This is a genomic window from Myxococcales bacterium (assembly GCA_016720545.1).
Lineage (GTDB): Bacteria > Myxococcota_A > Polyangia > Polyangiales > Polyangiaceae > JAAFHV01.
The window spans coordinates 404,102-425,321 of sequence record JADKKK010000035.1 but is presented as its reverse complement, the minus strand read 5'-3'; the positions used below and the strand labels follow the sequence as shown (position 1 = coordinate 425,321).

Annotated in this window: 16 protein-coding genes and 1 pseudogene; 7 read left to right on the top strand and 10 right to left on the bottom strand. The window is 75.6% G+C overall.

Annotated features, from left to right (window positions below; translation table 11 throughout):
* Positions 1-11: 11 nt before the first annotated feature.
* Entirely contained in the window at positions 12-1,481 is a 1,470-nt protein-coding gene (locus IPQ09_30380) for a cytochrome P450 (protein MBL0198455.1), read from the top strand.
* A gap of 130 nt (positions 1,482-1,611) precedes the next feature.
* Here IPQ09_30380 and IPQ09_30375 read toward each other — a convergent pair whose 3' ends face one another.
* Entirely contained in the window at positions 1,612-1,842 is a 231-nt protein-coding gene (locus tag IPQ09_30375) for a hypothetical protein (GenBank protein ID MBL0198454.1), read from the bottom strand.
* A gap of 130 nt (positions 1,843-1,972) precedes the next feature.
* Positions 1,973-2,641 carry a hypothetical protein gene (locus IPQ09_30370; protein MBL0198453.1) on the bottom strand — a complete coding sequence of 223 codons (669 nt, stop codon included), beginning with the start codon at positions 2,639-2,641 and terminating at the stop codon, positions 1,973-1,975.
* A 172-nt stretch (positions 2,642-2,813) separates the two neighbouring features.
* Here IPQ09_30370 and IPQ09_30365 point away from each other — a divergent pair.
* Positions 2,814-3,125, top strand: a pseudogene (locus IPQ09_30365) (redoxin family protein).
* A 26-nt stretch (positions 3,126-3,151) separates the two neighbouring features.
* On the opposite strand, the gene IPQ09_30360 reads toward IPQ09_30365, so the two are convergent.
* A complete protein-coding gene (locus tag IPQ09_30360; GenBank protein ID MBL0198452.1) occupies positions 3,152-3,919 on the bottom strand; it encodes a CBS domain-containing protein in 768 nt (255 codons plus the stop codon).
* 175 nt (positions 3,920-4,094) lie between these two features.
* Between IPQ09_30360 and IPQ09_30355 the strand changes: the two genes are divergently transcribed.
* Positions 4,095-5,459, top strand: a complete 1,365-nt coding sequence (locus tag IPQ09_30355) for a TldD/PmbA family protein (protein ID MBL0198451.1) — start codon at positions 4,095-4,097, stop codon at positions 5,457-5,459.
* A 151-nt stretch (positions 5,460-5,610) separates the two neighbouring features.
* Here IPQ09_30355 and IPQ09_30350 read toward each other — a convergent pair whose 3' ends face one another.
* Positions 5,611-6,789: a putative metal-binding motif-containing protein gene (locus tag IPQ09_30350; protein MBL0198450.1), complete on the bottom strand. Its 1,179-nt coding sequence runs from the start codon at positions 6,787-6,789 to the stop codon at positions 5,611-5,613.
* A 79-nt stretch (positions 6,790-6,868) separates the two neighbouring features.
* Positions 6,869-7,696, bottom strand: coding sequence for a hypothetical protein (locus IPQ09_30345; protein ID MBL0198449.1), 828 nt, complete (start codon positions 7,694-7,696; stop codon positions 6,869-6,871).
* A gap of 3,851 nt (positions 7,697-11,547) precedes the next feature.
* On the opposite strand from IPQ09_30345, the gene IPQ09_30340 reads away from it, so the two are divergent.
* The 4 genes from IPQ09_30340 to IPQ09_30325 all read left to right on the top strand — a co-directional run bounded on the left by IPQ09_30340 (position 11,548) and on the right by IPQ09_30325 (position 15,809).
* Positions 11,548-12,726 carry a hypothetical protein gene (locus IPQ09_30340; protein ID MBL0198448.1) on the top strand — a complete coding sequence of 393 codons (1,179 nt, stop codon included), beginning with the start codon at positions 11,548-11,550 and terminating at the stop codon, positions 12,724-12,726.
* Positions 12,726-13,511 (top strand): hypothetical protein, encoded by a 786-nt coding sequence (locus tag IPQ09_30335; GenBank protein MBL0198447.1) that lies wholly within the window; start codon positions 12,726-12,728, stop codon positions 13,509-13,511. Before IPQ09_30340 ends, IPQ09_30335 begins: the two co-directional genes overlap by 1 nt.
* Before the next feature lie 3 nt (positions 13,512-13,514).
* The gene (locus tag IPQ09_30330; protein MBL0198446.1) at positions 13,515-14,891 is read left to right on the top strand and encodes a protein kinase; all 1,377 of its coding nucleotides are present in this window, start codon (positions 13,515-13,517) and stop codon (positions 14,889-14,891) included.
* 174 nt (positions 14,892-15,065) lie between these two features.
* Positions 15,066-15,809 (top strand): rhomboid family intramembrane serine protease, encoded by a 744-nt coding sequence (locus IPQ09_30325; protein MBL0198445.1) that lies wholly within the window; start codon positions 15,066-15,068, stop codon positions 15,807-15,809.
* Positions 15,810-15,845: 36 nt separating this feature from the next.
* On the opposite strand, the gene IPQ09_30320 is transcribed toward IPQ09_30325, so the two are convergent.
* From IPQ09_30320 to IPQ09_30300, 5 genes are all read right to left on the bottom strand, one after another.
* A complete protein-coding gene (locus IPQ09_30320; protein ID MBL0198444.1) occupies positions 15,846-16,898 on the bottom strand; it encodes a hypothetical protein in 1,053 nt (350 codons plus the stop codon).
* 70 nt (positions 16,899-16,968) lie between these two features.
* Positions 16,969-18,141: an alpha/beta fold hydrolase gene (locus IPQ09_30315; GenBank protein MBL0198443.1), complete on the bottom strand. Its 1,173-nt coding sequence runs from the start codon at positions 18,139-18,141 to the stop codon at positions 16,969-16,971.
* Positions 18,141-19,910: an AMP-binding protein gene (locus tag IPQ09_30310; protein MBL0198442.1), complete on the bottom strand. Its 1,770-nt coding sequence runs from the start codon at positions 19,908-19,910 to the stop codon at positions 18,141-18,143. Before IPQ09_30310 ends, IPQ09_30315 begins: the two co-directional genes overlap by 1 nt.
* A 4-nt stretch (positions 19,911-19,914) precedes the next feature.
* The gene (locus IPQ09_30305) at positions 19,915-20,232 is read right to left on the bottom strand and encodes a hypothetical protein (protein ID MBL0198441.1); all 318 of its coding nucleotides are present in this window, start codon (positions 20,230-20,232) and stop codon (positions 19,915-19,917) included.
* An 81-nt stretch (positions 20,233-20,313) separates the two neighbouring features.
* The gene (locus IPQ09_30300; protein ID MBL0198440.1) at positions 20,314-21,219 is read right to left on the bottom strand and encodes a hypothetical protein; all 906 of its coding nucleotides are present in this window, start codon (positions 21,217-21,219) and stop codon (positions 20,314-20,316) included.
* Position 21,220 lies beyond the last annotated feature (1 nt).

Sequence of the window (21,220 nt, the reverse complement as noted above, 5' to 3'; positions counted from 1 at the left end):
AGGCTTCGCCAATGACCACCCTGGCGGAACTTCGTCGGCTCCCGGACGTGGGGCTCTTTGGGAGCTTCGGACGGAGCGCGCCCGAGCGGATCACGTTCCAGCGCGAGCTTGCCCAGGTCGACGAGCCGCTCGTGCGCGGGCGCGTCCTGCACCTGCCGCTCGTGGCCACTTGCACGCCGGAGGCCGCTCACGAGGTGCTCGTGACCAAAGCGAAGAGCTTCGAGAAGTCGCCGGGTATCCGTCTCATGCTCCATAGGCTCGCGGGCGAAGGGCTGTTCACCAGTGAGGGCTCGCTCTGGCGGCGCCAGCGCAAGCTGATGTCGCCCATTTTTCAGCCCGCGCCGATGCACCAATACGCCGAGACGATGCGCCTCGTGGCGGAGCGCGCGGCCTCCGGCATGCGCGCGGGCCAGTCGATCGACGTGGCGCACGAGACCATGCGCATCGCGATGAGCGTCGTGGGCAAGGCGCTCTTCGACACCGACACCTTCGACGAGGCCGACGCGATCGGGGGAGCGCTGACGACCTGCCTCGCGTGGGTGAACGGCAACGTCGGGAGCCCCGCCATCGTCGGCCATCTCTTCGTACTCGACGCGACCGACGCGCTCGCCAAGCGGACCACCGGCCGCGTCGCGGCGCTCGCCCATCGCGTGCACGACAAATTCGCCGACCCGTTCATGCTGCCGGGCGTCCGCGAGCCGAAGCTGCTCTCCGCGGTGACGCTGCTGAACGAGCGCATTCAGGCGATGATCGACGAGCGACGGCGGCACGGCTTCCAGCGCAAGGACCTCCTCACGCGGCTCCTCACGGCGGAAGACCCCGAGACCTCAGCCCGCATGAGCGACAAGCAAGTGCGCGACGAGGCGATCACCCTCTTCGTCGCCGGGCACGAGACGACGGCCACCGCGCTCGCGTGGGCGTTCTACCTGCTCGCGCGCCACCCCGAGCTCATGGCGCGGGCCCAAGCCGAGGCCGACGCCTTCGACGACGCGCCCATCACGGAGTGGCAGCCCGAGCGGCTCGCGTTGCTCACGCGCGTCTTCCGCGAGACGATGCGCCTCTACCCGCCGTTGATGATGATGATGCGGCGCGCGACCGAGGAGGTCGTGATCGCGGGCACGACGCTGCCGCGCCACACGCTCGTGTTCGTGAGCGCGTACTCGCAACATCACCGCCCGGACATCTACCCGGATCCGTACGCGTTCGACCCGGATCGATGGCTGCCCGAGCGCGAAGCGCTGCGTCCCAAGGGATCGTATTTGCCATTCAGCGCGGGGCCGCGCTTCTGCATCGGGGTGCATTTCGCGATGATGGAGGGGCCCATCGTGCTGGCGACCCTCCTGCGTCGATGGCGCTTCGAGATCGATCCGAAGCGCACGATCACGGCCGACGACTTCGCGACCCTGAGGCCGAAGGGCGGGGTCCCGGCGACGGTGCGCGCGCACGAGCGCGGGGAGCGAGCCGCGCCGGCCCGGGGATGAGGCCACGCGGTCGGGGGTCGCCCTTGGGCGGGGACAGCTGGGCGTGTGGCGCCGGCTGTGCTCACTGCGGCCGCCCGGTCTCCCTTGGCGTCCCGCCGGGCACCAGGCGTCGGCGATCCTGGGAAGTCGCCTACTTGCCGTACCGGAACCAGTCGAAGTGCGCGTCGTTGCGGACGGTCGGGTAGGTGTCGCCGATGAAGGCGAGGTTCTCGACGCTCAGGAAGGCCTGCCAGGTGCACTTTCGACCGGCGGTATACAAGTCGCACGCGTCCGCCGGGCCGTAGGCGAGCTGCTGGGTCTGAACGGCGACGCCGTCGACCTTCCAGGTCACCGCGTAGTGGCGGCTGGCATCCGCCGTCATCGCCAGCTCCAGCGTGTGCCACGTGGCGGTCGGTAGGGCGATCGGCGCGGAGACGGACGGGTTCCCTGGCTCGTGAGGTAGCAGAGCATGTCGGTGGCGAGCGCAGGTCCCGTGGTCCCGTCGAGGTGCTTCAGCGTCGCGCTCGCACGCGCCGCGGTCGTGCCGGCCGCACTCGAAGTCGAGCCGTGATTGTCATCGGCGTGACGAACGCGCCGACACTCACCTGCGCCCGCCGCCCCTGCCGGGGAGACGCGGGGACGTAGACACGCCACTGGTAGAGGCCGAAGTCGAAATCGAGTCGCGGGGACTTCTGCTTGACGCGCTGGCGACATGTGCCCGCCACGCACTGCGACGCGGCGCACGCGGTGTTGTCGGCGCATGCGCCGCCCCCGCCACGTCGTGGGAGAAGAGGGTTCAACGCGCTCACGCCACCGACCGTGGACGCGGCCCAGTTGTTCGGACTGTTGCCTTGATTGGCGATGAGCCAACCGTTGGGAAAGCCCACCTCAGGAAACTCGTAGTGTGTCCAGAGGATTCCCGCGTCCGCGTCGAGGGTGGTCCCGTCGAGCGCGCCGGCGTCACCCGCGTCGGCTTCGGCGTCGTCCGCTCGCCCGTCGGACGAGGCCCCGTCGGGAGAGGACTCGTCGGACGCGGCCGCGTCGGGCGCGGCGGAATCACCGACGGCGGAGCCGGAGCCGGCGTCGGGGACCCCCCCGTCACCCTTGGTGCAAGCCCACACCATGATCGAGGCGGAGACGAGGACGGATGCAAGGCGAAGCTTCATCGGGAGGCGGTCCATCGTGACGGGGGTCCTTCGAGGAGACACGGTGATTGAGGGGGTGCGGGCGGACTGCGGGGGGCAGATATCCGAAGCCGGAGACTCCGATGTCTGCAGTCTGCAAGGCAGGGATCGCCGTCACTAGCACTACTGCGAGAGGTTCCCTCTCGCTACGCAGTTCGCTGCGCTCTTCGGGCCCACCTGCGAGCCGTGCAAGGCCAAGGTCCCCGCGCTCGAGGCGAAGCGCGCCGCGCTCGCGGCGAAGGGGGCGAAGCTCGTGCTCGTGGGGGTCCTGGCGGACGGCGAGTCTACCGACGACGCGAAGCGCGCCCTCGGCTCGTGGGGAGTCACCGCGCCGTTCCTGGTGGACCGAGACGGCACAGGCAAGCGCGAGGCGGGCGTCACGACGCTACCCGCGACGATCGTGCTCGACGCGAGCGGCGCCGTGAAGTGGGTCGCGCCGCCGAGCGCCACCGCGGACGACGTCGTGGCCGCGGTGCCGTAGCCCGGGTGCCCTGGTGCCGCGAACGCCTACAGCGCGTCCCAGGTCATGACCCTCACGAGGTCGAAGCCCGTCACGGTGCCCACGAGCTCGGCGCCTCGCGTGACGAAGATGCGGCGCAGGCCCATCTGCACGGCGTGCCCGGCCGCGCGGTAGAGCGGCGTGGTCTCCTCGAGGCAGATGGTCTCGTAGCTCATCGCGGTGTCGACCGGCGCGAGCAGCGCCTCCGGGCCCGCGAGGCGCGCCTTGAGCGCCTCGGTGTGCGTGAAGGCGCCCACCGGCTTCGCGCCCTCCACCACCACGAGGCCGCTCTTGTTCTCCAGGTCGAGCCGGTCGATCGCGGTCTGGCACGACTCTTCGGCGTCGATCGTGACGATCATGGTCTGCATGACCCGCGAGAGCGGCGCCTCGATGTGGTGGAGCATCACGGCCCGCATCGCGTCGCGCGTGCTGTGCACGCCGACCGGCACGCCCTTGCGGAGCACGACCACGCGGTTCGTGCGCCGCGCGAGCATCACCTTGGCGGCCTCCCGGAGGCTCGCGGCCTCCTCGATCGTGGCCACGTCGGTCGTCATGAGGGTCGGCGGCCACCTGCGCGCGTGACTGCCGATCATCGTGCCGCGCAAGAGGTCGGTCGTGGAGAGAATGCCCGCGAGCTTTCCCTGGTCGAGCACCACGAGGCCGGACACGTCGCGCTCCACCAGCAGCGCGCGCGCCTCCTCGAGCGGCGTGCGCGCGTCGGTCGAGATCAGCTTGTGGCTCATGTATTCGCGGACGGGGGTCGACCAGAGCGCCATGCCCTCGACTGTACAGAAGAGCTCCTCGGCGCGCACGCGCTCTCGCCCCGCGCGGGCGCATTCCCTGCGTCTCCACGCGGGCGCGTCGCGGCCGTGGGGTGGCGCGGGCGATCCCCGCGCCGCGGGTCGGCGCGCGGGCGAATCGTGGTAGCGTCTCGGCCCATGTCCATCGACCGTGAGAACCAGCGGAACCCTCGCCATCGGAGATCGTGTCGTCGAAAAGGCCCGCAAGGGCGGCGCCGACGTGGCCGAGTGCATCCTCCGAAGCGGCGCGGAGCTTTCGGTCCGCGTCCGGCTCGGCAAGCCCGAGCTCGTCGAGGAGGCGAGCACCCGGTCGGCGGGCCTGCGCATCATCAAGGGCGGGCGCGTCGCCTCCACCACCACGAGCGATCTCTCGGACGCGGGGCTCGAGCGCTTCGTCGGCGACGCCCTCGAGCTGTCCGATCTCTGCCAGCGCGACGAGTTCGCCGGCCCGGCGGACCCCGCCGAGCTGTGTGATCCGTCGGCCGCCCCGGAGCTCGATCTCTACGATCCGGCGGGCGGCGGGATCGACGCCAAGACCGCCCTCGAGCTCGCCGGCCGCGGCGAGAAGGCCGCGCTCGACGCCGACCCTCGCATCACGAACAGCGACGGGGGAAACTTCGCGCGGGTGGCTGGCGGCTCGGCGCTCGTGCTCTCCAGCGGGTTCCGTGCAGCTTACAAGGGGTCGTACCAGTCGCTCAGCGTGGTCCCGCTGGCGGAGGACGAGGGCGGCAAGAAGCGCCGTGGCCACCACTGGACCGCGCGCCGCCACCTGGCCGAGCTCGACTCGCCCGAGTCCGTCGGCGCCGAGGCCGCGCGCCGCACGCTGCGCAAGCTGGGCGCCCGCACCGTGCCCACGTGCGAAGTGCCCGTCATCTTCGACCCCGACGCGGCGCGCGGCATCCTCGGGATGCTCGCCGGCTGCATCATGGGCAGCGCGATCTGGCGGAAATCAAGCTATCTCGTGGGCCGTGAGGGCACGCGCGTGGCGAGCGAGCTCGTCACCGTGGTCGACGATCCGCTCATCGCCCGGGCGCCGGGCTCCCGCCCGTACGACGGCGAAGGCCTCGCGAGTCGGCAGAACGTCGTCGTCGAGGACGGCATCCTCCGCACCTACCTTTGCGACAGCTACTCGGCGCGCAAGCTGGGCCGCAAGAGCACCGGCTCGGCCTCCCGCGGCGGCGCTGCGGGCGTCTCGCCCTCCACGTCGAACTTCATCTTTCGACCCGGGAAAGACTCCCCGGAGGACATCCTCAAGGGCACGAAGTCGGGCCTCTACGTCGTCGACATGATGGGCTTCGGCTTCAACGCCGTCACGGGCGACTTCTCGCGCGGCGCCTCGGGCTTCTGGATCGAGAACGGCGAGCTCTCCTATCCGGTGAGCGAGGTCACGATCTCGCTCAACGTCGACGACCTGTGGAAGACCATCGACGCGGTCGGCAGCGATCTCGATCTGCGCACGTCGACCGCCTCGCCGACCTTCCGGGTCGCGAAGATGACGGTCGCGGGCGGCGCATAGCCGGCCGTGGCCGGGGATCAGCGCGGTCGGAAGACGCCGCCCTCGGTGCTGGCGGCCTCGAAGCGGAGGTTGTCCACGAGGACGCTCGAGTCCTTCAGGCCGTCGAACGTGTCGTGAATCAGAATACGCACGGTCATCGTTTCGCCGGGCGTCACCGCGAACTTCGCCGTGAGCCAGCCGCTGCCGCCGCCGTAGACGTAGAGCTTCGTGCCGTCGGTCGACTTGGCGGTGCCGTCGCCGGGCGGGCTCCCGCGCCGTCGAAGCCCGTGCCCTTGAGTGAGCCGAACGCGTTCTTGCTCGCGTCGCCGTCGACGCCGAGGCAGTCCGAGAGCGCGGCCGACTTGTCGAGCGACAGCCCCGATGGGCCCGGGGCCTTCGTGCATATCTGGAAGAAGCTGCTGTTCACGCTCATGCCGAGGCCGTTCGACTCTTTGGCGACGTTGTCGCCGGCGTGCTTCGTGCCGTTCACGAGCACGAAGAACGCGTCGTTCAGCGAGGCGTGCCAGAACTGGTTGAACTCGGTCGAGAAGAACGCGTAGTCGAACACCATCGCGTTCGCGTTGCGGGGCACCTTCACCGTGAGCTTGAGCTCCGCCCAGTCCTGCACGCCGATGCCGCCCGCCGGCGAGCCGAACGACAGCGAGAGGCAGTCCTTCGCGTTGAGCGGGATGGCCGCGCAGCCGTCGCTGATGCGGAAGCCGGCCTCGTCGAGCGGCGGCGAGTTTCGCGGGTCGGCCGCGCCCCAGGGCCCGGTCGACAGGCCGAACATGGTCTTCCCGAGGCGCGGCTTGTTGTCGCCGAAGCTCGTGACGATGTTCACCTGCTGCATCTTGGTCTCGGAGGTCCACAGCCGCTGGCCTGGGCCGAGCCCCTTCACGAGGCCCCACTCGGCGCGCACGAGGGGATCGTAGGCGCCGGCCGCGGTCTTGCCCGGCTGCGGGCACAGATCGGCCGCGCGGGCGAAGTCGGTCGGGCTGCCGGGCGCCGCCGCCGGCACGGTCTCGCAGGTGGCGACCGGGTTGTCGGCCTTGCCGTCGCAGTCGTTGTCGACGCCGTCGCCGACGAAGTCGTACGCCTCCGGGCCGATCGCCGGGTCGAGATCGTTGCAGTCGAGCGGCGCGGGCACGCCGTCCTTGTCGCAGTCCGCGGTCGTGCACTGCACGATCGGGCCGGTCTCGGGGAGCGGCGCCGGCGGCTTCGCGGCGTCGGGTTCGTCGAGCGTGCCCGGCTCGCGCTGGGTGGCGCCGCAGCTCGCGACGCCGAGGCCGAGCAGTCCGTTGAAGGCTAGTAAAAACGAGAGGTTACGGAGTTCGAGCGGAGTGCGAAGCAAAGCGAGAACCTCCCGTCGTGTGGTGCCGCGCTCCCCGCGGGTGCGCGGGGAGCCGAGCGCGGCGCGGCCTAAAAAGCGGCTAGGGCGCGTTCTTCAGGTCTTGCGCGATGCCGTCGGTGCCGCGGGGCGCCGAGGACACGCCGTTCGTGCCGCCGTTGCCGCCCGTGCCGTTGCCGCCGAGCGTGCACGTGGTGCCGACCGAAGTGGGCGACGTGCCCTTGTACGCGATGCACACGGAGGGGCCCCCGGAGCCGCCCGCCGCGCCGCCGCCGCGCCCGCCGGAGCCGCCCGACGAGCCCGCCGCGCCGTTGCCCGCGGGGTGGTTGCCCGCGTTCGTGTTGTTGCCGCCGGAGCCACCGCCGCCGCCGCCGCCGCCGTTGCCGCCGCTGCCACCCGCGCCGCCCGCGCCGCCCGCGCGCGTGGTCATCTTGGTCTGGAGGACCTGCACGTTGGACCCGACGCTCACGATGCCGAAGCTCCCGCCGCCGCCGGAGCCGCCCGTGCCCGGCTGGCCGCCGCACCCGCCGCCGCCGCCGCCGCCGCCGCCGCCCGAGGTGGAGTCGCAGCAGTTGATGTTGGCGAAGCCGCAGCCGTGGCGGGTGCCGCCACCGGAGCCGCCGCCGCCGCCGCCGCCGCCCGCGGCGCCGGAGTTCACGCCGCCGCCGCCGTTGGCGGGCGTGTACGTGCCGAGCGCGTCGAAGCTGCCGAAGTTTGCGCCCGCGTTCCCGTTGGAGCCGGGGTTGCCCTGGCCGCCGAAGCCGCCGACCGGCGGCGCCGAGCCGCCGTTGCTCGCGCTGACGGTGTTGCACGTGCCCGCCGTGCCGCCCGAGCCGCCGTTCGCGCCGGTGCCGCCGGCCGCCGCGGTGGTGCCGGTCGCGCCGCTCTGGCCGCCCGTGAGGCCGCTCACGCCGTTGCCGCCCTGCCCGCCCGGGGCGCCGCAAGACGAGGCGCCCGCGCCGCCGCGCGCCGCGTTGCTCGCGTTGCCGCCGTTCGAGCCGCCGGCGCCGTTCCCACCCGTGGCCCCGGCCGCGCCGGCCGCGCCGGTGCCCGCGCCGATCGTGCGCCGTTGGCCGCCCGCGGGGGAAAAGGGGGGAACCCCCCCCCCCCCCCCCCCCCCCCCCCCCCCCCCCCCCCCCCCCCGCCGCCCCCCCCCCCCGACCCCCCCCCCCCCCCCCCCCCCCCCCCCCCCCCCCCCCCCCCCCCCCCCCCCCCAACCCCCCCCCCCCCCCCCCCCCCCCCCCCCCCCCCCCCCCCCCCAAACCCCCCCCCCCCCCCCCCCCCCCCCCCCCCCCCCCCCCCCCCGAAACCCCCCCCCCCCCCCCCCCCCCCCCCCCCCCACCCCCCCCCCCCAAACCCCCCCCCCCCCCCCGCCCCCAAAACCCCCCCCACCCCCCCCCCCCCCCCCAAACCCCCTCCCCCCCCCCCCCCCCAAACCCCCCCCCCAAAAACCCCCCCCCCCCCCCCCCCCCCCCCCCCCCCCCCCCCCCCCCCCCCCCCCCCCCCCCCCCCCCCCCCCCCCCCCCCCCCCCCCCCCCCCCCCCCCCCCCCCCCCCCCCCCCCCCCCCCCCCCCCCCCCCCCCCCCCCCCCCCCCCCCCCCCCCCCAGCCCCCCCCCCCCCCCCCCCCCACCCCCACCCCCCCCCCCCCCCCCCCCCCCCCCCCCCCCCCCCCCCCCCCCAAACCCCCCCCCCCCCCAAAAAAAACCCCCCCCCCCCCCCCCCCCCCCCCCCCCCCGCCCCCCCCCCCCCCCCCCCCCCCCCACCCCCCCCCCCCCCCCCCCCCCCGCCGGGGAAGACCCCCCCCGACCCCCCCCCCGCGGCCCCCCCCCCGCCCCCCCCCCCCCCCCCGGCCCCCACCCCGCCCCCCCCCCGCCCGCCCCCGCCAACCCAACCCCCCCCGGCCGAACCCCGCCCCCCCCCCCCCCCCCCCCCCCCCACCCCCGCGCCCCCCCCGCCCCCCCCCCACAGGCCCCCCCGCGGCGAAAAAAAAAAAGGGCCCGCGCCGCCCCCGCCGGCGGCCCCGGCGCCCCCCCCCCCCCGCGGCCGCGCCCGCCCCCGGGGGGCCGCCGCGGGGCCCCCGGCCCGCCCCCCCCCCCGCCCCCGCCCCCCCGCCCCGGGCCCCCCCCCCGCCCCCCCCCGGGAGGCCGGCCCCGCCCCCCCCGCCCCCCCCCCCGCCCGGCCGGCCCGCCGGCCCGGGCCCGCGCCGGGGGGGGGGCCGCCCCCCCGCCGCCCGGGGCGGCGGCCCCGGGCCCCCCCCGGGGGGCGGGGGGGGGCCCGGGCCCCCCGCCCCACCCCGGGGGAAAAAAACACGCCCCCCCCCCCCCCCCCCCCGCCCCCGGGCCCGCCCCCGCGAGACGCGGGCCCGGAAAAAAAAAAAAAAGGAAAAGACAAGGCCGGGCCCCGGGGGGCAGAAAAAAACCCCCCCCCGGAGAGGGCCCCCGCCGGGCGGGGGGGGGGGGCCGGCCGCCCCCCCCCCCCCCGCCCGCGCCGGGCCCGCCCGCCCGGCCGGAGGGCCGCGGGCGGGCCCCCGGCCCGGCCGCCCCCCCCCCCCCCCCCCCCCCCCCGGGCCGGCGCCCCCCCCCCGCGCCGGCCCCCGCCCCCCCCCCGGCCCCCGGACCCCGCGGCGGGCGGGCGGGGGCCGCCCCCGCCCGGGCGGCCCCCCGCCAGGGGCCGGCCCCCGGGCCCCGCGGGGGGGAAGGGGGGGGCCCGGGCGCCGGCGGGGGGGGGGGGGGCCCCCGGCGCCGGCCCGGGGCGGGGGCGGGCCCCGCCCCGCCCCCGGGGGGCGGGCGCCGGGGGGCCCCCCCCGCGGCCGGCCGGGGGCCCGGGCGGGGGGGGGGGGGGCGGGGGGGGGGGGGGGGGGGGGGGGGGGGGGGGGGGGGGCGGGGGGGCGGGGGCCCCGCCGCCGCGGGGGCCCCGCGCCCCCCCCCCCGCCCGCGCGCCCCCCCCCCCCCCCCCAAACCCCCCCCCCACCCCCCCAAACCCCCCCCCCCCCGGGGACAGGGGACCGCCCGGAACCCCCCCCCCCCCAAAAAAACCCCCCCCGGGGGGGGCCCCCCCCCCCCGCCCGCGAAAAAACCCCCGGGAGCCCCCCCCCCGCCGGCCCCCCCGCCCGGGCCCCCCCGGCCGGGGGGGGGGCCGAAAAAAAGGCCCCCCGGGGCCCCCCCGGCGCCCCCCCCGCCCCCCCCCCCCCCCCCCGGGGGGGCCCGGGCGGCCGGGGGGGGGGCCCCCCCCCCCCCCCGGCCCCCCCCCCCGCCCCCCCCCCCCGGGACCCCCCGGCCGGGCGGGGCCGGGGGCCCCCCCCCCCGGCCGCCCGCCCCCCCCCCGCCCGGGGACCCCGCCCCCCCCGGGGCCCGGGGGGGGGGGGGCCGCCCCCCCCCCCCCCCCCCCCCCCCCCCCCCCGGGAAAAAAAAACCCCCCCCCCCCCCGCGCCCAAACCCCCCCCCCGGCCCCCCGGCGGGGGGGGGGGGGCGGGGGCGGGGCCCCCCGGCCCGGAAGGGTCCCCCGGGGGGGGGCCCCCCCCGCCCGGCCGGCCCCCCCCGTCCCGGCGGGCCGGGCCGGCCGCCGGCCCCCCCCCCCCCCGCGGGGGGAACAAAAACCCCCGGGGCCCCCGGCCCCTCCCCCGGCCGGGCCCCGCCCCCCCCCCCTCCCGGGCCCCCGGGCCCCCCCCCCCCCCCCGGGGGGGGGGGGGGCCCCCGGGGGGCGGGGGGCCCCCCCCCCGCCCGGGGCCGGGCCCGGCGCCCCCCCCCCCCCCCCGGGGCCGGCGGGGGGGCCCCCCCCCCCCCCCCCCCCGGGAAAGAAGCCCCCCCCCCCCCCGGAAAAAAACCCCCCCCCCCCCCCCCCCTCCCCCCCCACCCCGAAAAGACCCCCCCAAAAAAAAAAAAAGAAATTCCCCTCTCCCCCCCCCCCCCCCCCCACCCCCCTCCCCCCCCCCCCCCCCCCCGGGGGGCCCCCCCCCCGCCCCCACCCCCGCCCCCCCCCCCCACCCCCCCCACGGGGAAAGCCCCGCCGGGCCCCAAAACAACACGAAAACCCCCCCCCCCAACCCCCTCCCCTCCCCCCCCCCCCCCCCCCCCCCCCCCCCCCCCCCCCCCCCCCCCCCCCCCCCCCCCAACCCAACCCCCCCCCCGGGGGCCCCCGGGCCCCCCCCCCCCCACAAAGCCCCGGGCCCCGCCCCCGGGGCCCCAAAAACCCCCCCCCCCCCCCCCCCCCCCCCAAACCCCAAAAAAAAAAACCCACCCCCCCCCCCCGCCAACCCCCCCCCCCCCCCCCCCCCCCCCCCCCCCCCCCCCCCCCCCCCCCCCCCCCCCCCCCCCCGCGCGCCCCCCGCCGCGGCGGCCCCCCCCCGCCGCCCCGCCGCCGCCCCGCCCGCCGCGGCCCCGCGCCGCCCCGCCCCCGCCCGCCGCGCCCGCCCCCCCCCCCCCCCCCCCCCCCCCCCCCCCCCCCCCCCCCCCCCCCCCCCCCCCCCCCCCCCCCCCCCCCCCCCCCCCCCCCCCCCCCCCCCCCCCCCCCGCCCCCCCCCCCCCCCCCCCCCCCCGCCGCCCCCCCCCCCCCCCCCCCCCGCCGGCCGCCAACCCCGACGGCTCGGGCGCGACCGTGATCGACCGCGACGAGACCCTCTCGGACCTCGCCGCGACGAACGACACGGCGTACATGGTCACGTTCGGCAAGCCGCCGAGCTACATCGGGACCGTCAAGCGGCTCCGCTTCACGCGATAGGCCGGCTCCATGCGACGCGCGGCGAGGTGTGCTAAAGCGCGCGCATGTGTGCCCGTCGCTCCGCGCTCTGCTTCGCCCTGGCTGTCGCCACGGCGCTCGCGTCGCCGTGCGCGCGGGGGGCCGAGCGTAGCGCCTCCGGTGGTGTAGCCCTGCAGACCTTCGAGGAGGGCCGCAAGCTCTACGTGGCCGGGCAGTTCGCGCCCGCGCTGAGGTCGTTCGAGGCGAGCTTCTCCGTCCAGCCGAGCCCCAACACTCGCCTCTACATCGCCCGCTGCCTCCGCGGCCTCGGGAAGGTGGCCAGCGCGAGCGCGGCCTTTCGGCTCGCGGGCCGAGAGGCGGAGGATCGCGTCGCGGCGACCGGCGAGCAGCGCTACGTGGCCACCGGGAAGTCTGCTGCCCTCGAGGCCGACCAGCTCGCGGCGCGCGTGCCGCGCGTCACGCTCGCGCTCCAGGGGGACGCCCCGGAGGCGGCGGTGCTCGCGGTCGACGGCGCGCCGTTGCCGCGTGTCACGTGGGGCAAGCCGCTCGAGCTCGACCCGGGCGAGCACGTCGTCGAGCTCACGGGGCCCCAGCTCGCGCCGTTTCGCGCCGCGATCACGGTCGCCGAGGGCGAGGCCCGTGAGGTGAAGGTGGTCGCCCGGCGCGTCGCCGCGGGGCGCATCACGCTTCGCTTTCACGCGCGCCCGCTCGGCATGGCCGCCACGCTCGACGGCGAGCCGGTCGACATCTCCTCGCGCGAGCCCTCATCGGTGGTCGGCGTGGGCCGGCACCGCGTCGAGGTCTCCGCCCCCGGGTATGCGCCGTTCGTCTGGCGCGGGGACGTCGCGGATGGCGCCGCCAGCGACGTGGCGATCGAGCTGCGCGCCGCTCCGCCCCGCGCGGACACCGCCGCCTCGGGCACGCCGCGCTGGCTCTTCTTCTCGACGGCGGGCCTCGCGCTGGTCACCGCGGGCGCGGGCGGCGCGCTCTTCGCCCACGCCGCCGGAAGGGACTCGGACGAGCAGGCCAAGCCGATCGCGGAGCGTGGCGACGCGACGCGAGAGAACATCCGCGCCGAGGCGACGGTGGCGAGCGGGCTGCTCGTCGGCGGAGGTGTCGCGGCGGTGGGGGCCGTCGTCCTCGCGTTCACGACGCGATGGGGAGGGGCCAGCCGGGAGCGCGCGCCCGCCACGGTGTCGGTGGTGCCGCGCGGGCTCGGCGTTGGGATCGAGGGGAGGTTCTGATGAGCAGAAGCGGTCGAGGGGCCGGCTCCCACGTGATCGTCGCGGTCGTCGCGGCGCTCACGGGGGCGTGTACGCTAGGGCTGGGGGACTACGCGGCGCGGAGCGAGCGGCCGACCCTTTCTCGGGACGCGGGCGCGTCCGACGGCGCCGCCGAGCCCGACGCGAGCGAGCCAGGGATCGAGCCCGAGGGCGACGCCGCGCCCCCGGCGGAGGGCGGGCCCTGCGTCGACGGCACCCTCGACACGACCTGCAAGGTCGCGGACGGCGACTCCGGCAAGACCTGCACGGGGTCCCGGAGGTGCGTGCAGTCTACATGGAGCGACTGCAAAGTCGAATACGGTTGTCCGGGCACGTGGCCGCCGCTGGGGACCCGCACGATCTGCCAGAACGTCGACGTGAAGGGCGACTCGGGGCGCTGGATCGACAGCGCCACGGCCGGCGCGCCCGCCACGCTGTGGTCGCTCGATCGCAAGGTCCCGTTCGAGCTCTACGGTCAGGTCGCCTCGTTCTGCTTCCGTCCGAAGGACTCGGTGACCTGCATCGCCGACGGGAAGGTCGTCGTGAGCGTCGAGTGCGGCGCGCACATCAAGCTCACCGGGCAGGACTTCCTGGCCGGCACCCTCCACAATCGGGAGTTCTGCGTCGAGGGGGCCGGCAGCGCTTGCCAGATCGTGGACAGTCACTCCGCCGGCCGGTGGCAGGGGCCCACCGCGGCCCCCTGCGAGCGCTGGTTCGAGGGCGCCCACTGGCGCGTGACCGCGGCCCCCCGCTGCTCGAACTGGTAGGCCGTGCAGCCGCTCCTCGTTGGCACCCTCGTCGCCCAGCGCTACCGCGTCCTCGGCGAGATCGGCCGCGGGGGTATGGGCGTCGTGTACCGCGTCGAGCACGTGCACACGGGGCAGCAGCACGCGCTCAAGGTGCTGAACGTCCCCACCGGGCTCTCGGAAGAGCTCGTGCTCCGGTTCAAGCGCGAGGCCCGCGCCCCGGCGCGCATCAAGAGCGAGCACGTCGTGACCGTCACCGACGCCGACGTCATGCCGGAGCTCGGCAACGCGCCGTTCTTGGTGATGGAGCTGCTTGACGGCGTCGATCTCGAGCATGTCCTCGAGGAGCACGTTCGCCTCTCGCCGCGCGAGGTCGTCGACGCCCTGGGGCAGGTCGCGCGCGTGCTCGACAAGGCCCACTCCCTCGGCATCGTGCACCGCGATCTCAAGCCCGAGAACCTCTTCTTCCACCGAAGGGACGACGGCACGACGCTGCTCAAGGTGCTCGACTTCGGCATCTCGAAGGTCAGCGGCGCCGACGATCCGAGCGCGCTGGCCGGCGCCCTCGTCACGCGCCCGGGCGCGCTCATGGGCACGCCGCTCTACATGTCGCCCGAGCAGGCGGGCTCGGGCACCCCCGTGGGGCCGGCCTCCGACGTGTGGTCGCTCGGCATCGTGGCCGTGCGCCTCCTCACGGGGGACTACTACTGGCGAGCCGAGTCGATGGGCGAGATGATGGCGCAGCTGCTGCGCGATCCGATGTACGCGCCGAGCGAGCGCTGGCCCTGGCTCCCGGAGGGCTTCGACGCTTGGTTTCGGCGGTCGTGCGATCGGGCGCCGGATCGACGCTTCGCGCGGGCGTCGGAGCAGGTCGCCGAGCTCGCGTCGGTGCTCGGCGAGAGCGTGAGCCTGAGCGCGGTGCCGAGCGCGCCTCGGAGCCCGACGGTGCCGACGTCGACGCCGAGCGCGCTCGAGGCGGTCACGGTCAGCGAGCTCGGCGCCACGACGCCCGTCGACACGCCGCCGCCGTCCCTCGAGCCGTCGCTCGACCCGCCCCGGTCTCACGCTGCGCCGACCAGGGGGCCCCGCCAAGCTGCGCTCGCGGCCGTGGCCCTCGTCTGCCTCGTCGGCGCGGGCCTTGGGCTCGCCCGCTTGGGCCCCCGCGCGACGCCCGCGACGATCGTCCCCTCAGTGTCCGCGGCGCCCGCGGAGTCGAGCGGGGCGCGCACTCCGCCGAGCGCGCCGCCCGCGCCGTCTGCCCCGCCCGCGCCCGCGTCCGCGTCAGGGGCGCCCGACGACTCGTGGAAGCGCCGCTTGCCGCCGCGCCGCGAGGCCGGTCCCTCGGCGCCCCCTCCGGCGCCGTCCGCGCCACCCGGGCCACACAACCCGGTCGCGCCCTGACGCCGAAGCATCGAGGGCCGCAAGGAGCGGGAGTGTGAGGGGGAACGCCTCACAAGAGCCGAAGCATCGAGGGCCAAGGGGGGGAGCGCCCTCTTAAGAGCCGTATCGCGGGCCGATCGACGGGAGGGGCTGCACCCCCGCGCCGCAGCTGCCAGGAGGTGTACGCTAAGCCCGATGGCCCAAGAGAGCTCCAAGAGCGCCCCGCTCACGACCGAGCTGAAGTCGCACGGCGTCATTCTTGGCGCGTTCACCGCGTTCCTCTGGGGGGTGCACCTCGTCAACGCGGTGATCTTCCAAGGGCACCTGTCCGCGCTCGGGGTGGCGCCGCGCACCCTCCACGGCCTCGTGGGCATTCTCTTCGCGCCGTTCCTGCACGGCAGCTTCTCGCACATCGCGAGCAACACCCTCCCGCTGCTCGTGCTCGGGTGGTTCGTCATGCTGCGCCGCAAGCGCGACCTGCTCTACGTGAGCGCGCTCTCGGCGCTCGTGGGCGGCCTCGGGACCTGGCTCATCGGCCCGTCTGCGTCGGTGCACGTCGGGGCGAGCGTGCTCATCTTCGGCTATCTGGGCTACCTGCTCGCCCGGGGCCTCTTCGAGCGGAAATTCTGGCCCATCATGGGCAGCCTCGCGGTGTTCTTCCTCTACGGCGGAGCGCTCTTCGGCGTGTTGCCCGGCGAGGTGGGCATCTCGTGGCAGAGCCACCTGTTCGGGCTCCTCGGCGGCGTGGGGGCGGCGCGGCTGCTGGCGCGGCCGCGCGGGAAAGACGAGCCCACAGCTCCCAGCGTTGAGCGGTCCGAGCCCAAGAAGCTCCGCGTCGAGCCCGCTGTCCGCGTGCCCGCGGCCGCCCCTCGGGCGCCGCTCGACGACGACACCGACGAGGAGCTCGAGGCGCTCCGACGGCGCGTCGGTCGCCGATAGCGTGCAGAATACACGCGACGCCGCGGCGCGTTGGCGTCAGTCGCGCGCGCCGGCGTCGGCGTCGGGCCCCGCGTCGCCGGTCACGCCCGCGGGGACCGCCCCGCGGGCCGCCCGTTCGAGCGCGGGTCGTGCCGCCTCCGGGGCGGCGGGGGTGAGCGCGGCGGCGACCGTGAGCTCGGGGCTCGCGCCGCGGTCGAGCCAGAACTCGAGCGCCGCGAGCTCGTCGGGCGTGAGGCCCGGCTTGTCGTCGGGCGGCATGTAGTCGTCCGAGGTCTTGGGCAGCGTCATTCGCTCGTGGATGAGGCTCTTCTTGGCGGAGAAGGGCACGATCGCGGGGCCGGTCTCGCCGCCCTTCAGCAGCGCGGCGAGCGAATCGACGCGGAGATCGGCCTTCTGCTTCTTCTCGCCGTGGCAGCTACCGCACCGCTTGATGAGCGCGGGCTGCACCACGTCGGCGAACACCTTCGCGTCGGCTCCTGGCGTGGCGACGGGCGCGGTCGTGGGCTCTGCCTTCTTCGGCGTGTACCCCGCGACGCGCTGCACGAACGAGGGCGCGAGCTCGTAGAGGTAGTTCTCGCCGCGCGACAGCCCGCCGCCGAGGTGACCGCCGAGGCTCATCGCCCCCAGCGTGAGCGCGAGCACGCCCCGGTAGAGCGCGCGCAGCGCGGGCGTCCCGTCCTGCGCGCCGTGCGTCGCGAGCGCGGCGCACGCGAGAATCACAGACACGAACGTGATGAGCCGGTGCCGCCCGAGGAGCTTCGCCGAGTAGTCTCCGGCGTCCTGGCCGAGGAGCATCCCGAGCACGAGCGCGACCACCCCCGACGCGACGAGGAACGACAGCACCGCCGGCATCGCGGGCTCGACCTTGGCCTTTACGGACGAGGAGCGCAGCGCGAGCAGCTCGAGGGTCACAGCGAGCACGAGCACGCCGATCGGGAGGTGCACGACGAGGGGGTGGAACCGCCCGAGGAAGGGCGCGAGCCCCGGCCCCTTGCCCAGGGCGGCGAACGCCAACCCCGCGACGCCCGCGGCCACGGCGCTGGCGATGAAGTACGGCTTCGCGGCCTGCGAAATCGGCGGCTCGGTCATTGCGACGACCCTAGCCGAACGGGCGCGCGCGACCCACATTTCCATGGCCGCTGGCGCTCGAGGGTCCGCGCTACGACGAGTCGTTTCGGGCCCAGAACTCGGAGAGCTTGGGCCAGAGGCGCCGCTTCGCCGCGCTCGACACGACGGCGCCCACGTGGCCTCCGGGTAGGTGGAGGTGGGTTTTGTCGGGCGAGCCGGCACGCTCGACGAGCGGGAGCGCGCTCGCCTTGGGGACGATCGTGTCGTGCTCGAACGTCACCGCCAGGAGCGGCACCCTCACGTCCTCGAGCCGCGCGGGGATCCCGGACAGGTGGAACGTGCCCTGCGCGAGCTCGTCGCCCCGGTAGTGCGCGCGGATGTACTCGCGGAAGCACTCGCCGGGGAACGACACGTTGTCGTTGCCCCAGGTCTCCAGGGCGAAGAAGCCGTCCAGGAACTCGTCGTTCCACGCGCGGTCCACGAGCTGCACCGCCTTCGAGAGGCCGAGCGTGGGGCGCAGCATGTTGAACGCCGCCTGCATGAGCGGCCACGGCACGTTGCCCGTGGCGTCCACGAGGGCGTCGAGGTCGAAGGTGGGCGTGCGCGTCCACGCGGAGAGCAGCCCCTCGTCGGCCCCGAACTTCACGGGCGCGGCGAGCGTGAGGAGCGAGGCCACGTGCTCGGGGCGGGCCGCCGTGTGGAGGACCGTGAGCAGCCCGCCGAGGCAATACCCGAGCAGGTGCGCCTTGCCGCGCGCGCCGAACGAGGCGGTCTTCCGCAGCGCGCGCCCGATCGCGCGGTCGCAGACGTCGTCGAACGTGACGAAGCGGTCCTCGTCGCCGGGCGTGCCCCAGTCGATGACGAACACGTCGTGCCCGCGCGCGACGAGCCACTCGGCGAGGCTCTTCCCCGGCAGGAGATCGAGCACGTAGTGCCGGTTGATGAGGGACGGCACGAGCAGCACCGGGGTCGCGAAGCAGGGCAGCGTGTCACGGCGGTAGCGGAGCAGGCTCCACTTGTTCTCGCGATGCACCACGTCGGCCGGCGTCGTGCCCACGGGGGGCCTGGGGCGCACCGCGACCTCGGCCAAGTTCTTGAGGCGCGCGCCCCATAGGCTCTCCGGCCGGGCGGCGGGCTTGTCGTTTGGACCTGGCATGGGGCGGACGTTCGGCGCGAGGGCGGGCGTGAGGGTGGGCGTGCGCTGCTGGGGGAGCTCCGGCGAGCGAGCGGGGCGTTCGAGCGTGGGCGGATGGGCGGACGGCATCAGCGTCGCGCGGGCGCAGGTCTATCGTAGAGCGCCTCGAGCTCGGCGCGAAACACCTCGACGACCTTCTTGCGCCGCACCTTGAGCGACGCGGTGAGCAGCTCGCGCTCGACCGTGAGCGGCTCGTCGAAGATGTGGAAGGCCTTCAGGGTCTCGTAGCTCGGCAGGTGGGCGTTCACCTCGGCGATCCGCGCGGCGACGAGCGCCTCCCGTGCCGCCGTGCGCTCGCTCGCGGGGAGCGCGCCGAGCTCCGCGTCGACGACCGCGTCGTTGAGCCACACCCCCGCGACCAGGTACTTCTTGCCGTCGCCGTAGACGACCACGTGCGCGAAGCGGGGATCTCCCTGGAAGTGCTGCTCGATGTTCGCGGGCGGGATGTTCTTGCCGCCGGCGGTCACGAGGATGTCCTTCTTGCGATCGACGATCTGGAGAAAGCCGTCTTCCGTGAAGCGGCCGACGTCGCCGGTCTGGAACCAGCCGTCTTCGGTGAACGCCGCGCGCGTGGCGGCCTCGTCCTTGTGGTAGCCGCCAAACACGTTCGGGCCCTTCGCGAGGATCTCGCCGTCGTCGGCGAGCTTCAGCTCCACGCTCGGCAGCGGCTTGCCCACCGAGTCGAACCGGAAGCTGTCGGCGCGGTTCAGCGTGAGGGTGGGCGAGGTCTCGGTGAGGCCGTAGCCCTCGACGATCAGGATGCCCGCCGAATGGTAAACTTCCTTTATCTCACGTTTCAGGCCCGCGCCGCCCGAGAGACAGAACGCGAGGCGTCCGCCGGTGCACGCGCGGAGCGCGTCTCTCTGCGCCGCGGGGTCGGACTCTCGCAGCGCCGGCGCCGCGAGCTTCTCCCAGTGCGAGGGCACGCTCATGAAGACGTGCGGCTTCACGACCGGCACGAGCGCGATGCAGCCCACGGGATCCGAGAGGTAGCTGGTCATGCCCAGCGTGTTGCCGAGGTTCATCTCCCCGAAGCCGAAGATGTGGCTCATGGGCAGCCACAGCACGTCGATCGCGTTCTCGGGCACGAGCGGGCCGTTGAGGGTGAGCCAGTCTTTGCCGTTCGTGCCCACGTTGCGGTGCGTGAGCGGGACGCCCTTCGGGTTACCCGACGTGCCGCTCGTGTAGAGCATCATCCCAGGTTGATCGAGCGACACCGCGCCCATGCGTGCCTCGAACGCGCCGGGGCTCGCCGCGTCGCGCGCGGCGCCCGCGGTGAGCAGGTCGGTCAGCGACAGGACACGGGCGAGCGCCTCGTCGCTTGGCGCCGCTCTCCCTTCGGCGCGCACCTTCGCGAGCACCCGCTCCGCGTCGAGGCCAGCGTCGAGGAGCACGACCCGTCGCAGCCCGCGTCCGTCGTCATGAAGGCTCGGCCACGCCTCGAGCACCTTCGCGAGCAGGGCCGGCGTGTCGACGAAGACGACGCGCGCGTCGGAGTGGTCGAGCACGTAGGCGAGCTGCGCTGGAGTGCTTGCAGGATACACGGGAACGATCACGCCCCCGACCGCCTGCACGGCGAGGGCCGCGGTGGCCCACTCGACGCGGTTTGGCGCGAAGATCGCCGCGCGGTCCCCGGGCTCGAGCTCCGCCGTGAGCGCGCTGCCGAGGGCGCGCACGTCGGCCGCGAACGCGCCGTACGTGACCGCCGTGTACGCCGACAGATCCGTGCCCGCGCCCGGTCGGGGCACCCAGAAGCGCACGCGGTCCTTGCGCTCTTCCAGCGTGTCGAAGAGCACCTTCGGGGCGATCGCGAGGTCGAGGAAGCGTGTGACGTCCATGGGGCTAGCGGTCCTTCCGCGCGCCCTCGGCGCGCTCGAGCTTCTCTTCGAGATCGATGAGCCGGCTCTCGAGGCGGTTCAGTGCGTGGAGCGTGCGCTCCTGGTCGGCCTTCGTGGGCAAGCCGAGCGCGGCGACGAGCGCGGTCTGCGCGCGGTCGACGACGACCTTCGCGCGGAGCACCGTCGTCAGCGCGGCGGACGCGGGCGTGATGAACGTGGGGCTCCGCAGCCCGAGCTCGATGTGCTTCGCCGTGCGCTCTTCCCAGGCGTCGAAGCCCTTCTTCCAGGCGTCCCACCCCCACCGCCGATCCGCTGATTCCATGCTCCCCGCTCCTCCGTCCTGTCCTGTCCTGTGCTGTCCTGTCGCAGTCCGTGTCCGTTCGCTCCCTGTCGTGCGCCGCCGTCAGGGCAGCCCGAGGCGGCGCACCTCGCTCGCCACGGTGAAGTCGTCGGTCTTCTCGCCCGCCTTGCTCGTCACGCGGGCGACCTCGCCGAAGCACTCGGAGAGGAACGACACCTGCAGCTGCGTCGTGGCGGCGCCCGCCGCCGGCTCGAGCGTGACCCGGGTGCGCACCCGCAACACCTGCTGGAAGACGAGGTCGGGGAGGTCGAGCTGGCCTACGGCGTCGACGGTGACCTCGTAGCGGTCCCGCCCCGCGTATGGCAGCCCGCGCAGCGTGGCCCCCTTCACCTCGCCGACCGACGTGTAGCTGACCCCGGGAGCGAGCGGGAACTTGTAGACCGCAACAGGTGTAGAGTACACGAAAAGCGTGCGCCCCTCGGCCGGATCGGGCTCGCGCGAGGCGAGGCCGAGGAGCGACACGGCCTGGGCGTCGTGCGCGTACACGGCCTCCGTGCGGCCCGCGGCGTCGAAGGGGGCCACGAACGCCGACTCGGGGAACTGCGCGGCGTACCACTTGCCCGCGATGCGGCTCGCCGAGATCACGGCGACCTGGTCGTCGCGCTGGTCGACCGAGTAGTCCCAGCGCTGCTTGCCGCCGGCGAGCGGCTTCGGGACGAGGTCCACGGGCTGGTCCTTCCCCGCGGGCGAGACGAGGTACGAGACCGGCGCGTCGAACGCGGGCGAGAGCTCGGTCGCGTCGATCTTGCCGTCGAGGTTCGGCACGCAGGTGAGGGGGACCGCCTCGCCCGCGGCGTAGGGCGTCCGGCCCTTCGTCACGGTGAGGTTCTCGCTGCACGCGCCGGCGAACAGACAGGAGGCCGCCACGAGCGCGCGCGCGGCGTGAGACGCGTGGCGAGGAGCGGCGGTCGGGGAGGCGAGGCGGGGGCGGGGAGAGGCGTTTCGCATG

Excerpts from the sequence above, each read along its gene's own strand:
- IPQ09_30320 (MBL0198444.1), bottom strand. The coding sequence starts at position 16,898 with ATGACCGAGCCGCCGATTTCGCAGGCCGCGAAGCCGTACTTCATCGCC.
- IPQ09_30370 (MBL0198453.1), bottom strand. The coding sequence starts at position 2,641 with ATGGACCGCCTCCCGATGAAGCTTCGCCTTGCATCCGTCCTCGTCTCC.
- IPQ09_30380 (MBL0198455.1), top strand. The coding sequence starts at position 12 with ATGACCACCCTGGCGGAACTTCGTCGGCTCCCGGACGTGGGGCTCTTT.
- IPQ09_30340 (MBL0198448.1), top strand. The coding sequence starts at position 11,548 with ATGTGTGCCCGTCGCTCCGCGCTCTGCTTCGCCCTGGCTGTCGCCACG.
- IPQ09_30300 (MBL0198440.1), bottom strand. The coding sequence starts at position 21,219 with ATGCGAAACGCCTCTCCCCGCCCCCGCCTCGCCTCCCCGACCGCCGCT.
- IPQ09_30325 (MBL0198445.1), top strand. The coding sequence starts at position 15,066 with ATGGCCCAAGAGAGCTCCAAGAGCGCCCCGCTCACGACCGAGCTGAAG.
- IPQ09_30315 (MBL0198443.1), bottom strand. The coding sequence starts at position 18,141 with ATGCCGTCCGCCCATCCGCCCACGCTCGAACGCCCCGCTCGCTCGCCG.
- IPQ09_30335 (MBL0198447.1), top strand. The coding sequence starts at position 12,726 with ATGAGCAGAAGCGGTCGAGGGGCCGGCTCCCACGTGATCGTCGCGGTC.
- IPQ09_30360 (MBL0198452.1), bottom strand. The coding sequence starts at position 3,919 with ATGGCGCTCTGGTCGACCCCCGTCCGCGAATACATGAGCCACAAGCTG.
- IPQ09_30305 (MBL0198441.1), bottom strand. The coding sequence starts at position 20,232 with ATGGAATCAGCGGATCGGCGGTGGGGGTGGGACGCCTGGAAGAAGGGC.
- IPQ09_30310 (MBL0198442.1), bottom strand. The coding sequence starts at position 19,910 with ATGGACGTCACACGCTTCCTCGACCTCGCGATCGCCCCGAAGGTGCTC.
- IPQ09_30375 (MBL0198454.1), bottom strand. The coding sequence starts at position 1,842 with ATGACGGCGGATGCCAGCCGCCACTACGCGGTGACCTGGAAGGTCGAC.